The organism is Microbacterium gubbeenense DSM 15944 (genome assembly GCF_000422745.1).
Classification (GTDB): Bacteria; Actinomycetota; Actinomycetes; order Actinomycetales; family Microbacteriaceae; genus Microbacterium; species Microbacterium gubbeenense.
In genome coordinates this window covers 15,803-31,057 of record NZ_AUGQ01000005.1, presented here as the reverse complement: position 1 = coordinate 31,057, position 15,255 = coordinate 15,803, and the positions used below count along the sequence as shown (strand labels likewise).

Below are 15,255 nucleotides of genomic sequence, written 5' to 3'. Positions count from 1 at the left end.
GAAGCGCGCGCCCATCCGCGAATCAGGAGACCACGTGGCCCCCTCACCCGTTTCGAGCAACCCGATCATGCGCACCGTGCTCCTATGGAGCGCGATCGTGTGCGGCGCCGTGCTCGTCGTCACGGCGGTCATCGGCCAGCTCGTCGGTGGGTCCGATGGGCTCTGGAGCGGCGTGCTCGGGTCGGTGATCGGGTTCTTGTTCCCCGCGCTCACGGCCGCGACGATCCTGTTCGCCAATCGTTGGTTCGGTACGCCGAACTATCTGGTGATCTTCTTCGCGACGTTCATGGGTGTGTTCCTCGTGAAGATTCTCGCGTTCATCATCGCGCTGAACATCGTCTTCGGGCTGGACTGGGTCGTGCGGGGAGTGCTGTACGGCGCGCTCATGGCCGCGGCGCTCGGCTCGATCGTCGTCGACGTCGCGGTGATCGCGAAGATGCGTATTCCGGCCGTGAGCGACATCACGCTGCCGGGCGATGACGCGCCCGAGAATTCGAAATGATGGCCCGAGACTTCTACAGCGCGTCAAACAGAGCCTCAGACTTTGATAGGCTGAACGAGGTTCTGCACCGGTTGCCGGCACGGCGATGCGCTGGTCCGACGCAGTCCGCCCACTCCCACCGCACGACTCGCAGGCTTGTTCCTGCGCGAGAAGCAGGAGCCACGCGTTGACTCAGGCGAGCAAAATCGCACCGATGGCCGATGAGGTCGAGTTCCATCCGCCGTCGATCGGCGACTTCTTCCCGGAAGCTCTCCTCTTCGAGGGCACGCCGTTCGAGTTCACGCGGATCAACCTTGTTCAGGTCATCGCGACCGTGCTGCTTGTGGTGTTCATGCTGCTCGGCACGCGCAACATGAAGGTGATCCCCGGACGCTTCCAGCAGATCGCCGAGCTCGGCTTCAGCTTCGTCCGCGAGCAGGTCGCCTACCAGGTCATCGGCGAGCGCGAGGGCAAGAGGTTCGTTCCGCTGCTGTCGGTGCTCTTCTTCGGCATCCTGTTCTTCAACATCATGGGAGTCATTCCCGGGTTGAACATCCAGGGGACGAGCGTCATCGGCGTTCCGCTGCTGCTTGCGGTCGTGGCGTACATCGCGTTCATCTACGCGGGCATCCGCAAGCACGGCTTCGGTCGGTTCATGAAGAACTCGCTCGTGCCTGGCGGTGTTCCCGGCTACCTGATCCCCGTGATCTCGGTCATCGAGTTCATCTCGACGTTCATCTTCCGCCCGGTCTCGCTCACGCTGCGACTGCTGCTGAACATGATGGTCGGCCACCTGATGCTGGTGCTGTTCTTCGCAGCGACGCACTTCTTCCTGCTCAGCTTCAACTGGCTCACGGTCCTGTCGCCCGGATCGCTCGCGCTCGGCTTCGCCTTCACACTCTTTGAAATCTTCGTCGCCTTCCTGCAGGCGTACGTCTTCACAATCCTCACCGCGGTCTACATCCAGCTCGCGGTCGCAGACGAGCACTGACGATTGACGGATAGCCGACCGGCTATCTGCCCTATGAAAGGAAACTCCTAGTGGACGCTACGACGGTTCTCGCGGAAATCACCGGCAACATCGCGACGATCGGCTACGGTCTCGCAGCGATCGGACCCGCGATCGGTCTGGGCATCGTGGTCGGTAAGACCATCGAATCGACGGCCCGCCAGCCTGAGCTCGCCGGCCGCCTGCAGACGCTGATGTTCATCGGTGTCGCATTCATTGAGATTCTTGCCTTCATCGGCATCGCAACACCGTTCATCTTCCAGACGACCGGCTCCTGATCACACCCCGCTCAACAGATAAGGAGACAGGATGCTGAACGCTCTTGTCACAGTCGCGGCGGAGGAGAGCACCCAGAACCCGCTCTTCCCGGCTGGGTACGACATCATCTGGTCGGCGGTCTGCTTCGTCATCATCGCGATTGTGATCTGCGTTGTGGCACTGCCGCGGCTGAACAAGGTGCTCGACGCCCGTTCGGCGGCGATCGAAGGCAACATCGAGAAGGCCGACGAGGCCCAGCGACAGGCAGAAGCAGCGCTGGTCGAGTACACCCAGCAGCTCGCGGATGCACGTCGCGAGGCGGGCGAGATCCGCGAAGGTGCACGCGTCGACGGCAAGAAGATCGTCGACGAGGCGCGCGCCAATGCGGTCGTCGAGGCTGACCGGATCACCGTGTCGGCGCACACGCAGATCGAGGCGGAGCGACAGGCGGCGATGGTTTCGTTGCGTCAGGATGTCGGATCGATCGCCCTCGACCTCGCGGGCAACGTCATCGGCGAAGCGATGAGCGAAGACGCGAAGGCCCAGGCCGTCGTCGACCGCTTCCTCGCTGACCTCGAAGCTTCCGAGAAGGCGGCCCAGTAATGGGCAGCGCGACGACTCACGCGCTGAGCGCGAGCGCAGCGGCTCTGGCTTCGGCGCAGGTCGACCTCGAGACCGCGCGCGAGCTGTTCGCAGCCGTGCGCGCGACGGGCGACTCGTCGGCGCTGAGCGGTGCGCTCGCCGATCATGCAGCGGAGCCCGCCGCGCGAGCATCCCTGGTCGCCGCGGTGTTCGCATCGCTGTCGCCCGCCGCGCAGAGCGTGCTTCGCACGGTCGCCGGAGAGCGCTGGTCGAACGCAGCCGACCTGGTCGCAGGTATCGAGGATCTCGCCGTGCGCGCGGTCGCGACCTCGGAACAGGCAGACGTCGAGGGTGAGCTGTTCCAGGTCATCCGCGTCATCGCCGAGAACCCCGATCTCGAGCTGGCCCTCGGCGCGCGCCTCGGCGACGCGTCGAAGAAGGTGGACCTCATCACGCGGATCCTCGGATCCTCCGTGAGCGAGGGCACCCTGCTGATCGTGACCTCGATCGTCGAGCACCCGCGAGAGCGCCGCGTCCGCGCCGCACTCCAGCGCGCGATCGGAGTGGTGGCGACACAACGCGGTCGCACGATCGCCACGGTCCGCTCGGCCGTTCCGCTCACGGAGGCGCACCGTCAGCGACTCGCCGACTCCCTGTCCCGTACGTACGGCATGCCCGTCGCGATCAACGTGGTCGTCGACCCCGAGGTCGTCGGCGGCATCCGCGTGCAGATCGCCGACGATGTGATCGACGGCAGCATCTCGACCCGCCTCGCCGACCTCCGGTCGAGGCTCGCAGGCTGAACGCTTCCGGAAGGAAGCATCCGGGCGCAATGCCCGCACAACGAAGGAAGACAATGGCAGACATCACCATCAGCCCCGACGTCATCCGTGACGCGCTGAAGGACTTCGTCTCCGCCTACGAGCCCACCGGTTCTGGCGCGAGCGAGGTCGGCACCGTCTCGGACGCCGCCGACGGCATCGCTCACGTCGAGGGTCTCCCCGGCGTGATGGCGAATGAGCTCATCCGTTTCGAAGACGGCACGCTCGGCCTCGCGCAGAACCTCGATGAGCACTCGATCGGCGCGGTCGTGCTCGGCGAGTTCTCGGGCGTCGAGGAGGGCCAGCAGGTCACCCGCACCGGCAAGGTCCTCTCGGTCCCCGTGGGCGAGGGGTACCTCGGCCGCGTCGTCGACCCGCTCGGCGTTCCCGTCGACGGCCTCGGCGAGATCACCGGCGTCGAGGGCGAGCGCGAGCTCGAGCTCCAGGCAGCCGGCGTGATGGATCGCAAGAGCGTCCACGAGCCGATGCAGACCGGCATCAAGGCGATCGACTCGATGATCCCCGTTGGCCGCGGCCAGCGTCAGCTGATCATCGGCGACCGCCAGACCGGTAAGACGGCGATCGCGATCGACACGATCATCAACCAGAAGGACAACTGGGCCACGGGCGACCCTTCGAAGCAGGTGCGCTGCATCTACGTCGCGGTCGGACAGAAGGGCTCGACGATCGCTTCGGTCAAGGGCGCGCTCGAAGACGCCGGTGCGATGGAGTACACGACGATCGTCGCGGCTCCGGCCTCCGACCCCGCGGGCTTCAAGTATCTTGCCCCGTACACCGGCTCGGCCATCGGTCAGCACTGGATGTATCAGGGCAAGCACGTCCTGATCGTCTTCGACGACCTGACCAAGCAGGCCGAGGCCTACCGCGCCGTATCGCTCCTCCTGCGTCGTCCGCCGGGACGCGAGGCATACCCGGGTGACGTCTTCTACCTGCACTCGCGTCTTCTCGAGCGTTGCGCGAAGCTGTCCGACGAGCTCGGTGCGGGCTCGATGACCGGCCTGCCGATCATCGAGACGAAGGCTAACGACGTGTCGGCCTATGTTCCGACCAACGTGATCTCGATCACCGACGGTCAGATCTTCCTGCAGTCCGATCTCTTCAACGCGAATCAGCGTCCCGCGGTCGACGTGGGAATCTCGGTGTCGCGAGTCGGTGGAGACGCGCAGGAGAAGCACGTCAAGAAGGTCTCCGGCACGCTCAAGCTCGAGCTCGCACAGTACCGGTCGCTGCAGGCGTTCGCGATGTTCGCGTCCGACCTCGACCCGACCTCGCGCCGTCAGCTCGATCGCGGTGCGCGCCTGACTGAGCTGCTCAAGCAGCCGCAGTACTCCCCGTACTCGGCCGAGGAGCAGGTCGTGTCGATCTGGGCCGGCACGAACGGCAAGCTCGACACGATCGAGGTCAGCGACGTGCTGCGCTTCGAGCGCGAGCTGCTCGACTACGTGCGGCGCAACACCGACGTGCTCGACAAGCTGAAGGCGTCGGGCAAGCTCGAGGACGAGACTCTCGCGGCCATGGAGAAGGCCGTCGACACGTTCGTGCTCGAGTTCCAGCAGGGCGATGGCAAGGGCATCGGCGCGCCGGGCAACGAGCAGGTTGACGCCGCTCACGATGAAGAAATCGGCCAGGAGCGAATCGTCAAGGGCCGCAAGGCGTAACCCCGCGAGGAGAACGCATCATGGGCGCACAACTCAGGGAGTACAAGCAGAAGATCTCTTCTGCTCAGACGACCAAGAAAATCACGAAGGCGATGGAGCTCATCGCGGCTTCGCGGATCCAGAAGGCGATGGCGCGCGTGCGCGCGTCGTCGCCCTTCTCCCGCGCAGTCACGCGAGCCGTATCCGCTGTGGCGACGTACACGACGATCGATCACCCGCTGACGCGGGAGCCTGAGAAGGTCACCCGGTCGGCCGTCCTGTTGCTCACGAGCGACCGCGGCCTCGCCGGCGCGTTCAACTCACAGGTCATCAAGGAGACACTCGAGCTGGCCGAGCTGCTTCGCAGTGAGGGCAAGGAGGTCGTCTTCTACCTCTTCGGGCGCAAGGCTGTCGGATACTTCCAGTTCCGTCAGATGGTTGCGGCCGAGGAATGGACCGGAGAGGCGGACACGCCCTCCTTCGAAACGGCGAAGCAGATCTCGGACGCGCTGCTTCAGGCGTACGAGCTCGATGCCTCGGAAGAGGGCGTGGACGAGATCCACGTCGTCTACAACCGCTTCGTCAGCATGATGGTTCAGGAGGCGGAGTCGATCAGGCTCCTGCCGCTGGAAGTCGTCGAGGCTGACGAGACGGCAGGTGAGACCTCGCCCGGCGAGACATACCCGCTGTACGAGTTCGAGCCCGAGGCTTCGGACGTGCTCGATGCGCTTCTGCCGGTGTACATCCAGAGCCGCATCTTCAATGCACTCCTGCAGTCGGCCGCTGCGAAGCAGGCCGCCACGCAGAAGGCGATGAAGGCGGCGAGCGATAACGCCGACAACCTCATCACCGACTACACGCGCCTGCGCAACAACGCGCGCCAGGCCGAGATCACGCAGCAGATCGCCGAGATCGTCGGCGGCGCGGACGCTCTGGCGTCCTAGGAACCCTCAGGAAAGAGACGAAATTCATGACCACCACGGTTGATCAGACCACCGCGGTCGTCGGGCGAGTAGCCCGCGTCACGGGTCCGGTTGTCGACGTCGAGTTCCCGCACGACGCGCTCCCGGGCATCTACAACGCACTCAAGACCACGATCACGATCGGCGCCACGTCGACCGAGATCACGCTCGAGGTCGCGCAGCACCTGGGCGACGACATGGTTCGCGCCATCTCGCTGAAGCCCACCGACGGCATGGTCCGCGGCCAGGAGGTGCGCGACACCGGCGAGGCCATCTCGGTTCCCGTCGGCGACGTGACCAAGGGCAAGGTGTTCGACGTCACCGGCAACGTGCTCAACCTCGGCGAGGGTGAGACGATCGAGGTCACCGAGCGCTGGCCCATCCACCGCAAGGCGCCGAACTTCGACCAGCTCGAGTCGAAGACCACGATGTTCGAGACCGGCATCAAGTCGATCGACCTCCTCACGCCGTACGTGCAGGGTGGAAAGATCGGCCTGTTCGGCGGCGCGGGCGTCGGCAAGACCGTCCTCATTCAGGAGATGATCCAGCGCGTCGCGCAGGACCACGGTGGTGTGTCGGTGTTCGCCGGTGTCGGCGAGCGCACGCGTGAGGGCAACGACCTCATCGTCGAGATGGAAGAGGCGGGCGTCTTCGACAAGACGGCCCTGGTCTTCGGCCAGATGGACGAGCCCCCGGGAACGCGTCTTCGCGTGGCGCTGTCGGCGCTGACGATGGCGGAGTACTTCCGCGACGTCAAGAAGCAGGACGTGCTGCTGTTCATCGACAACATCTTCCGCTTCACGCAGGCGGGCTCCGAGGTGTCGACGCTGCTCGGACGCATGCCTTCGGCCGTGGGCTATCAGCCGAACCTCGCCGACGAGATGGGTGTTCTTCAGGAGCGCATCACCTCGACGCGCGGTCACTCGATCACCTCGATGCAGGCGATCTACGTGCCGGCCGATGACTACACCGACCCGGCTCCGGCGACGACGTTCGCGCACCTCGATGCGACGACCGAGCTGTCGCGTGACATCGCGTCGCGCGGTCTGTACCCCGCGATCGACCCGCTCACCTCGACGAGCCGCATCATGGACCCCCGCTACCTCGGCGAGGACCACTACCGCGTCGCGACGAGCGTGAAGCAGGTGCTCCAGAAGAACAAGGAGCTCCAGGAGATCATCGCGATCCTCGGCGTCGACGAGCTCTCGGAAGAGGACAAGATCGTCGTCTCGCGTGCGCGCCGTGTCGAGCAGTTCCTCTCGCAGAACACCTACATGGCGAAGAAGTTCACCGGTGTTGAGGGATCGACCGTTCCGCTCAAGGAGACGATCGAGTCGTTCGACGCGATCGTCAAGGGCGAATTCGACCACGTCGCCGAGCAGGCGTTCTTCAACGTCGGCGGCATCGGCGACGTCCAGGCGAACTGGGATCGGATTCAGAAGGAGAACGGCTGATCATGGCACTGCAGGTCAACCTGGTGTCGGCGGAGTCCGAGATCTGGTCGGGCGAGGCAGACCTTGTCGTGGCGAAGACCGTCGAGGGCGAGATCGGCTTCATGGCCGGTCACGAGCCCACGCTCGCGGTGCTCGCGGACGGCCAGGTTCGCATCACGCAGGCCGACGGCACGAAGGTCATCGCGAACGCGAATGACGGCTTCGTCTCGATGGAGGTCGGCAACACGATCAACATCGTCGCGGGCCAGGCCGAACTCGTTTCCTGATTGCTGAGCGCGAAAGGGGCGGGGATCACAGGATCCCCGCCCCTTTCGCGCGCGAAGAGGTGTGATCTGTCCATGTTGCTGCTCCTGCCGCCGTCCGAATCAAAGCGTCCGGGCGGATCCGGTGCATCGCTCGAGGTTCCGGCGCTCGCGTTCGGCGAGCTCGCGCCGCTGCGCGAACGCGCCCTAGACGCGCTCGTCGCGCTGTCCGCGGATCCCGATGAGATGGTCCGTGCGCTGAAGCTGAGCGCTCGCCAGGCAGGCGATGTCGATCAGAATCGCACGGTGCGCACCGCGCCGACGATGGCGGCCGTCGATCGGTTCACGGGCGTGCTCTACGACGCCCTCGGCGCGGCGTCCCTCGACGACGGCGCGCGCTCGTGGCTCGGCGCGCATGCCGTGATCCAGACGGCGCTGCTCGGGCCCGTCTCCGCGCTCGATCCGATCCCGGCGTTCCGTCTGTCGGCGGGGCACCGCCTTCCCGGCCTGCCGCCGGCGAAGCGGCACTGGGCGGAGGAGACCGAGCGGGCGCTCGCAGGTCGCGCGGGCCTCGTCCTGGACCTGCGGTCCGAGGCGTATCGCGCGCTCGGCCCGGTGCCCGGCGCGACGTACGTGCGCGTCGTGGCGGAGGCGGAAGGCGGCGCCGTGCGCGCCCTCAACCACTTCAACAAGAAGGCGAAGGGCCTCTTCGTGCGCGCCCTCGCCGAATCGCGGCCCGCGCTCGAGTCGGTCGCCGATCTCGAGGCCTGGGGCGAGGCCTCGGGATTCGTGCTCGAGCGCGCCGGGGACGAACTGCTGCTGTTCGCTGAGTAGCGGCCATGCCGGGGAAATTCTCGCCAACGCGGTCGGCCCCCGCTAGTCTTGTCACGACGACCTCCCTCACACCGGGGGAGAAGCAATACGGGGGAGAGAAACCATGATCGAACTGCTCGGCACCATGTATGACCCGGGGTACGGTGACCCGCTCACCGGAGTCGGTGCGGCATTCGGCGCAATGATCGCGGGCATGATCGCGATCGCGATCATTCCGCTGCTCATCGTCTACGTCCTGTTCTCGATCTTCTACATGAAGCTCTTCGAAAAGGCCGGCGTCCAGGGCAAGTGGCGCTCGTGGGTGCCGATCTATCGCGAGATGATCTTCCTGAAGCTCGGCGATGTGAACCCGTGGGCCTATCTGATCTTCGTGGTCGCCGGCGCGCTGCTCACGTTCATCTGGATCGGATCCCTGGGCCTCGCCGCGGGCCTCGTGCTCTGGACGATGGCGGCGATCCGCATCAGTCAGAAGGCCAAGGGCGAGCCGGCCTGGGCTGCGCTCACCGTGTTCACCGGTGTCGGCTCGATCATCTGGCTCGGCATCATGGCCTTCACGAAGGATCCGTACAACCCGAACATCGCGCGCGCCGGCTGGGCGGGCAACTGGATCGGCGACAAGGGCCAGTGGTCCGGCGTTCCGAACACGAACGCACCGCAGCAGCCGGGCTACCCGCAGCAGGGCTACGCCCAGCCCGGATACCCGCAGCAGCAGGCGCCGTACGGTCAGCAGCCGCCGGCCGCGAACCCGTACGCCCCGCCGCAGCCGCCGGCCGCGCAGGAGCCGTACAACCCGCCGCAGCCGCCTGAGGCGCCGCGTCCTCCCGAGGAGCCGCGCCCGCCGCAGGTCTGACGTCGCAGTCATCGTTCGGCCCCGCCCGGCATGTGTCGGTCGGGGCCGAACGCATCTCCCCGTAGACTGGGCGGCACCTGAATCGTGCCCGCCGCGATTCACATCGACAGCCGGAAAGGCCACGAGTGTCCGACGAATCCATCTCCGCAGCGCCGCAGCGGCCCGAGACCCACAGCCGTGACGTCTCGCTGCCGAGCGGCGCCACGCTGTCGTTGCGCTGGGCAGGCATGACCGATCCGGGCCGGAAGCGCGAGAACAACCAGGACGCATTCCTGACGTCGTATCCGATGTTCATCGTGGCCGACGGCATGGGCGGCCACATCGGCGGCGAGATCGCCAGCCAGAGCGTCGTGAACCGCCTGACCGCGCTCGCGGAGTCGGGCGAGGTTCAGCCGCACGGCATCGACGAGGCGCTCGCGCTCGCGGTCGCCGATATCGCCGACCACCCCGAGACGACCGACGAGGGCACGGGCACCACGCTGACCGGGATCTACCTCGACACCGACGAGGACGTGCCGTCGATCGTCGCGCTGAACGTCGGAGACTCCCGCGTGTATCTGCAGCGCGGCGACCAGCTCATGCAGGTGACCACCGACCACTCGCTCGTTCAGGAGCTCGTGGCGGCGGGCCGCCTCAGCGAAGAGGAAGCTGAGACGCACCCGTACAGCAACGTCATCACGCGCGCGGTCGGACCGACCGAGCAGGTGTCGCCCGACTATGTGCGCATCGACATCCAGCCGGGCGATCGCTACGTGATCTGCTCTGACGGGCTCACGAAAGAGCTGACCGACTACGGCATCTTGCACTTCCTGCACGAGCGAGCGGATCCGGGCGATGCGGCAACCGGAATGATGGCCGCCGCGCTCGAGAACGGCGGACGCGACAACGTGTCGATCGTCATCGTCGACGTCATCGCCTTCGACGCAGCCGCGTAGGCCAGCGCGCTCACAACGGGCGGATCCGTCGGATCCGTCCACATTCGCGCGCCGTCGCCGCACGTGCGAGCGGCGGATCCGGTTGGATGGCGAGCATGTCGTTCGCACCCGTGGAGACCTCCGCAGCGGCGGTGACGCGCCGGCTCGCCGAGCCGCTCGAGCTGCCCGATCTGCCGCCCGCGCCCGCGAGGCGGCCGTTTCCGCTCGTCGCCTCGATCGTGCCCGTCGTGGGCGCCGTGGTGATGTGGCAGGTGACGGGATCCGTGTTCATGCTGTGGTTCGCCGCCCTTGGCCCGTTCATGGCGATCGCCTCCCTCGTCGACGGCGCGCGCGGGGCGAAGCGGGAACGGCGCAAGGCGGAGCACGAGCTCGCCGTCGCGTGCGAGCGCGTGCGGAAAGAAGTGGACGATCGGCACCGCGAGGAGCGGGCGCTGCGGCAGGCCGCGTCGCCCGACGTCGCGCGCGCGGTCTCGCACGACGGGTGGCTGTGGCGGCGCCAGGGCACGCTCGTCGTCGGTACGGGGCGCGCTGAGAGCATCGTGCGCGTGACGGGCGGGGAGGGCGACGAGGCCGAGCGGCTCCGTGGTGACGCGGAGGGCCTCGACCGCGCCCCGGTCACGGTCGAATGGGCTGGGGGCGTGTGCGTGCGCGGCGATGACGTCGCGGCCCGGGCCGTGGTGCGGGCACTCGTCGCTCAGCTGATCCTGCGGCACCCGCCGTCGGCCGTGCGGCTCGTCGGGCGTCCGCTCGGCGAGATGTGGGCCGAGGCCGCGCCGCACCTTGCGGCGGATGTCGCCCCGGACGCGACGCTCGTCGCTGTCCTGGGCGCGGGCGATCCCGTGCCGGCCAGCGCCGACGCGGTGATCGCGCTGGCGCGTCGGGGCGAGCCCATCCCGCACGAGTGCGCGACGCTCATCGAGGCGGGCGCGGGCCTGAAGGGCCGCCTCGTCTCGGACAGCGGCGACGTTCCGCTGCGGCTCGAGGCGCTGGCCCTCGAGCAGGCGCGTGCGATCGCGAACAGCATGGCGTCGCGCGAGCGGCAGATGGCGCAGATCCTGCCCGAGGGCCCGATTCCCCTCGCGCACGTCCTCTCGCGCGGCATCGACGAGCACGACGTCGAGCGGGCGCCGGCCGGGCTCCACGCCGTCGTGGGTCTCGCGGCGCACGTGCCGGACGAGGCCCCGGCCCTCGTGGCGCTCGACCTCGTCGTCGATGGCCCGCACGCCGTCGTCGTCGGCATGACGGGGGCCGGCAAGAGCGAGTTCCTCACGAGCTGGATCGCGGCGATCGCGGCGAACCACGCGCCGGAGGAGGTCGTGTTCCTCCTCGGCGATTTCAAGGGCGGTACGGCGTTCGACCACCTGCAGAGCCTGCCGCACGTCACGGGCGTGCTCACCGATCTCGACGGCGGAGGGGCGCGGCGCGCGGTCGAGGGCCTCAAGGCCGAGATCCGGCGGCGCGAGCGCGCGATCGCGGGCGCGGGGGCGCGCGACATCGGGGATCCGCGCACCGGACTCGCGCGCCTCGTGATCGTCGTCGACGAGTTCGCGGCGCTTCTGCAGGAGCATCCCGACCTGCACGCCGTGTTCACCGACGTCGCCGCGCGGGGGCGGGCGCTCGGCATGCACCTCGTGCTCGGCACCCAGCGCGCCTCCGGCATCCTCCGCGACGCGCTGCTCGCGAACAGTCCCCTGCGCGTGGCGCTGCGCGTCGCGGAGGACCGGGAGAGCTCGCAGCTCGTCGGCACCGATCTCGCCGCGAAGATCCCGGGAGACGCGGCCCACCGCGGGGTCGGCTACGTGCGCCGCGCGGGGGACGTCACTGCCGTGATCGCGCGCTTCGCCCTGACCCGGCCCGACGACGTCGCGCGCATCGAGCGCATGCATCCGGGCTCGGTCGCCGCGGCGGGCCCGCTCCTCCCGCCGCTTCCGCGCGAGTGGCGCCCGGTGGATCCGCTCACGCCCGAGGCACACATCGTCCTCGGGCTCGCCGACGATCCCGCCGAACAGCGGCAGGTCGAGCTCGTGCTGCGGCCCGGAACCGACCGCGGGCTTCTCGCGATCGGCGGCGCCGGATCTGGCAAGACCTCGCTCGCGCGGTGGGTCGCGGGCGTCGCGCGCGAGCACGGCCGGCGCGTGATCTCCGTGCCGCGCGACAACGAGGGCGCATGGGATGCGCTGGCCTCGGCGGAGCAGGACCCGCCCGACCTGTTCGTCGTCGACGACGCCGACGCGCTTCTGACGCGGTTTCCGGCCGAGTACGCGCAGGTTGCGGGGGAGAGGCTCGAGGCGATCGTGCGGGACGCGGGCGCGACCGGAACGACGATCGTGCTCACGGCCGCGCGGCTGTCGGGCGCGATCGCGAAGATCGCCGACGTGATGCCGCGCCGGGCGGTGCTGTCGCTCGCCACCGTGCACGATCACATCGCCGCGGGCGCCGACCGCGGCCTGTTCGATCCGGACCGCCCCGCGGGGCGCGCGGTGCTCGACGGATACGACACGCAGCTGGCCCTGCCGCCCGCCGAACCCGATCCGCGACCGGACGATCCCGTCGACCGGTGGCGGCCGACCGCTCAGGTCACGGGGCTCGTGGTCCGAGCGGCGGCGCGGAGGATCGGCGCGCTGACGGCCGCGTGGGGGCCGGGCGTCACCGTGATCCTCGTCGATGACGTGCCGCCGGGCGAGGGGTTCGACCGCCTCGCGGCCGAGGGACGGGTTGTTCTGTGCGGCGACGCCGACGGATGGCAGCGCCAGTTCGGACTGCTGCAGAAGGTGCGCGCGGTGGGCGACATGGTCATCGGGGCCGACTGCGCGAGCGAGCTGCGCACGCTCGCCGGCGAGCGCGAACTTCCGCCCTACGCCCGGCCGCGCGCGGCGCGGGCCTGGCTGCTGGTCGCCGGCGAGGCCCCCGCGCGGGTCGTGCTGCCCTGACTCAGAGCCCTAGACCACCGAACGGATCACGCCGACGGTCTGCCCGCCGCCAGTGATCCGCAGCCCCGGGCGCTCCGCGGCGGCGCGGGCGACGTCCTCGACCGCGATCGAGCCCGCGCGGGCGAGCAGGGCGAGCGAGACGAGGGAGGCGGCGCGGTTCGATCCGTCGAGCATCTTGACCGCGACGGTCGTGCCGTCCGGGGCGACGAGCACCTGCACGCCCTCGGCGCCCTTCTTCGAGAAGACCCCGAAGCGCTCCATCGTGAGCGTGTCATCACCGCCCGGTCCCTCGACGACCGAGGGGTGCTCCCGGCCGGCGCGCAGCAGGGCGGCGCCCACGCGGTGCAGCGCGAACGGCGACCGCTCGCTCGAGGTGCCGACGCGATTCATCCCGCGCGCGAGGGATCCGAGCGACATCGCATAGACGGGTGCGCCGCATCCGTCGATCACGGTGCCCGCGATCCGTGTGCCGGTGAGGCGCTCGACCACTTCGCGGATGTGCACCTGGAGCGGGTGCGCGGGATCGAGGTACGTGGCGGTATCCCAACCGGCCACGCGGCACGCCGTCAGCATCGCGGCGTGCTTGCCCGAGCAGTTGTGGCGGATCCGCGACTTGTCTTCGCGGTCGCGCACCATCTCGCGGCGCGCCTCGGCGCTGCCCGGCCACGCGGGCGGGCACTGGAGGTCGTCCTCGCTGAGGCCGATCTCGGTGAGCATGTCGCGCACGATCGCGGCGTGCCGCTCCGTGCCGTCGTGGCTCGCCGTCGCGATCGCAAGCCGCTCGCCCTCGAGCGCCGCGCCCGCCGTCACGCTGGCGATCGCCTGCAGCGGCTTCAGCGACGACCGCGGCAGGATGAGCGCGTCGGGGTTGCCCTGCGAGACGACGGTCTCGCCGTCGGCGTCGAGCACGATGGCGGATCCGACGTGGCGCGATTCGACGAAGCCGCCGCGCTCGACGACGGCGAGCTCGGCGGCGCTGGACGCGGGGAACGTTTCTGCGGAGGTCACCAGACAACCCTAAACTCGGCGCCATGAGCACACACCGCTACGCCGTGAGATCGACGTGGACCGGCAACACCGGATCCGGCACGACGGGGTATCGCGACTACCGGCGCGACGTCACCGTGTCGGTCTCGGGCAAGCACGACCTGCTGGCCTCCGCGGACCGCGCCTTCCACGGCGACCGATCGCGCTGGAATCCCGAGGACATGCTGCTCGCGGCGCTCAGCGAGTGCCACCTGCTGAGCTACCTGCACGCCTGCACGGCGCGCGGGGTGATCGTGACCGACTACGTCGACGACGCCGAGGGCACCCTGAGAGTCGACGGGAACGCCGGGAGATTCGAATCGGCGACGCTGCGTCCGCGCGTGTCGGTCGCGGATCCGTCGATGATCGAGGCGGCCGTGCGCGCCCACGAGGACGCACACGAGTGGTGCTTCATCGCGAACAGCGTCAGCTTTCCGGTCGAGGTCGACCCGGTCGTCACTTCCGCTCGTGGGGGAACGCCCGCCTGATCTTCTCGACGGCGCCCTGCGCGGGCAGCTCGTTGTAGACGCCCGCCAGCTCCTGGCCCGAGAGCTCGTGGATCGCGGCCATGATCTCGTCGGTCGCGGTGCGGCGCGCGCGCCCCGAGTTCGCGCCGTGGTGCGAGAGGTCGAGCGGCTCTCCGAACTTCACGACGACCCGCTCCCGGAACGACGGCATCTTCGCGCCGACCGGCATCACGCGATCCGTGCCGGTCAGACCGATCGGGACGACGGGCGCGCCGGTCTCGAGCGCGAGGAACGCGACGCCTGTGCGGCCCTTGTAGAGGCGGCCGTCGCGCGAGCGGGTGCCCTCGGGGTGCAGCGCGATCGCGGCGCCGGATTCGAGGATCGCCTTCTGCTGATCGAGCGCCTCCATCGCGGCCTGCCCGACGACGCGATCGACGGGCGTGGCGCCGACGGCCGTGAAGAACGTGCGCGACAGCCACCCCTTGACGCCGGTGCCCGTGAAGTACTCGGACTTCGCAAGGAAGTGCACGGCCCGCGGGGCCGCCGCGATCGGGATCGCGAACGAGTCGATCACCGACAGGTGATTGCTCGCGAAGATGACCGGACCGGACTTCGGGATCAGGTCCTTGCCCTCGACGCGCGGCCGATACAGGGTGCGGGCGAGCGGCGCGAGGGCTCTGCGGCCGATCGTGTAAACCCAACTGGGGGTGTGGGGGCGAGCCTCGTCAGGTTCGGACATCCTTTCA

General features: G+C 68.6%; 16 protein-coding genes. 14 read left to right on the top strand and 2 right to left on the bottom strand.

Features of this window, described 5'->3' with window-relative positions; all coding sequences use genetic code 11:
- The first annotated feature begins 34 nt into the window (after positions 1 to 34).
- The 13 genes from G510_RS15280 (at position 35) to G510_RS0103780 (ending at position 13,016) form a co-directional block, all read left to right on the top strand.
- Entirely contained in the window at positions 35 to 502 is a 468-nt protein-coding gene (locus G510_RS15280; RefSeq protein WP_036321893.1) for a Cg1360 family ATP-synthase-associated protein, read from the top strand.
- 193 nt (positions 503 to 695) lie between these two features.
- On the top strand, positions 696 to 1,472 hold the full coding sequence (gene atpB, locus G510_RS0103835; RefSeq protein ID WP_051216306.1) for a F0F1 ATP synthase subunit A: 777 nt from the start codon (positions 696 to 698) through the stop codon (positions 1,470 to 1,472).
- Positions 1,473 to 1,522: 50 nt separating this feature from the next.
- Positions 1,523 to 1,768: a F0F1 ATP synthase subunit C gene (gene atpE / locus G510_RS0103830; protein WP_029152544.1), complete on the top strand. Its 246-nt coding sequence runs from the start codon at positions 1,523 to 1,525 to the stop codon at positions 1,766 to 1,768.
- A 31-nt stretch (positions 1,769 to 1,799) separates the two neighbouring features.
- On the top strand, positions 1,800 to 2,351 hold the full coding sequence (locus G510_RS0103825; RefSeq protein WP_029152543.1) for a F0F1 ATP synthase subunit B: 552 nt from the start codon (positions 1,800 to 1,802) through the stop codon (positions 2,349 to 2,351).
- Positions 2,351 to 3,133 (top strand): F0F1 ATP synthase subunit delta, encoded by a 783-nt coding sequence (locus tag G510_RS0103820; protein ID WP_029152542.1) that lies wholly within the window; start codon positions 2,351 to 2,353, stop codon positions 3,131 to 3,133. The genes G510_RS0103825 and G510_RS0103820 overlap by 1 nt, the downstream gene beginning before the upstream one ends.
- A 53-nt stretch (positions 3,134 to 3,186) precedes the next feature.
- Positions 3,187 to 4,830 carry a F0F1 ATP synthase subunit alpha gene (gene atpA / locus G510_RS0103815; protein WP_029152541.1) on the top strand — a complete coding sequence of 548 codons (1,644 nt, stop codon included), beginning with the start codon at positions 3,187 to 3,189 and terminating at the stop codon, positions 4,828 to 4,830.
- Between the two features lie 20 nt (positions 4,831 to 4,850).
- Positions 4,851 to 5,753 carry a F0F1 ATP synthase subunit gamma gene (locus G510_RS0103810; protein WP_029152540.1) on the top strand — a complete coding sequence of 301 codons (903 nt, stop codon included), beginning with the start codon at positions 4,851 to 4,853 and terminating at the stop codon, positions 5,751 to 5,753.
- Positions 5,754 to 5,779: 26 nt separating this feature from the next.
- Entirely contained in the window at positions 5,780 to 7,225 is a 1,446-nt protein-coding gene (atpD, locus tag G510_RS0103805; protein ID WP_029152539.1) for a F0F1 ATP synthase subunit beta, read from the top strand.
- A 2-nt stretch (positions 7,226 to 7,227) separates the two neighbouring features.
- Positions 7,228 to 7,491: a F0F1 ATP synthase subunit epsilon gene (locus G510_RS0103800; protein WP_029152538.1), complete on the top strand. Its 264-nt coding sequence runs from the start codon at positions 7,228 to 7,230 to the stop codon at positions 7,489 to 7,491.
- A 72-nt stretch (positions 7,492 to 7,563) separates the two neighbouring features.
- Positions 7,564 to 8,301: a YaaA family protein gene (locus tag G510_RS0103795; RefSeq protein ID WP_029152537.1), complete on the top strand. Its 738-nt coding sequence runs from the start codon at positions 7,564 to 7,566 to the stop codon at positions 8,299 to 8,301.
- Between the two features lie 103 nt (positions 8,302 to 8,404).
- Positions 8,405 to 9,151, top strand: coding sequence for a hypothetical protein (locus tag G510_RS15275; RefSeq protein ID WP_051216304.1), 747 nt, complete (start codon positions 8,405 to 8,407; stop codon positions 9,149 to 9,151).
- A 125-nt stretch (positions 9,152 to 9,276) separates the two neighbouring features.
- Positions 9,277 to 10,086, top strand: coding sequence for a PP2C family protein-serine/threonine phosphatase (locus G510_RS0103785; RefSeq protein WP_245563228.1), 810 nt, complete (start codon positions 9,277 to 9,279; stop codon positions 10,084 to 10,086).
- 95 nt (positions 10,087 to 10,181) lie between these two features.
- Positions 10,182 to 13,016 carry an FtsK/SpoIIIE domain-containing protein gene (locus G510_RS0103780; protein WP_157560398.1) on the top strand — a complete coding sequence of 945 codons (2,835 nt, stop codon included), beginning with the start codon at positions 10,182 to 10,184 and terminating at the stop codon, positions 13,014 to 13,016.
- A 9-nt stretch (positions 13,017 to 13,025) separates the two neighbouring features.
- Here G510_RS0103780 and G510_RS0103775 read toward each other — a convergent pair whose 3' ends face one another.
- Positions 13,026 to 14,027, bottom strand: coding sequence for an asparaginase (locus G510_RS0103775; protein WP_051216301.1), 1,002 nt, complete (start codon positions 14,025 to 14,027; stop codon positions 13,026 to 13,028).
- Between the two features lie 20 nt (positions 14,028 to 14,047).
- Here G510_RS0103775 and G510_RS0103770 point away from each other — a divergent pair, with 20 nt between their 5' ends.
- Complete coding sequence (locus G510_RS0103770; RefSeq protein ID WP_029152533.1) at positions 14,048 to 14,530, top strand: OsmC family protein; 483 nt, start codon at positions 14,048 to 14,050, stop codon at positions 14,528 to 14,530.
- On the opposite strand, the gene G510_RS0103765 is transcribed toward G510_RS0103770, so the two are convergent.
- A complete protein-coding gene (locus tag G510_RS0103765) occupies positions 14,499 to 15,248 on the bottom strand; it encodes a lysophospholipid acyltransferase family protein (protein WP_029152532.1) in 750 nt (249 codons plus the stop codon). The two genes, G510_RS0103770 and G510_RS0103765, sit on opposite strands and share 32 nt — an antisense overlap.
- Positions 15,249 to 15,255 lie beyond the last annotated feature (7 nt).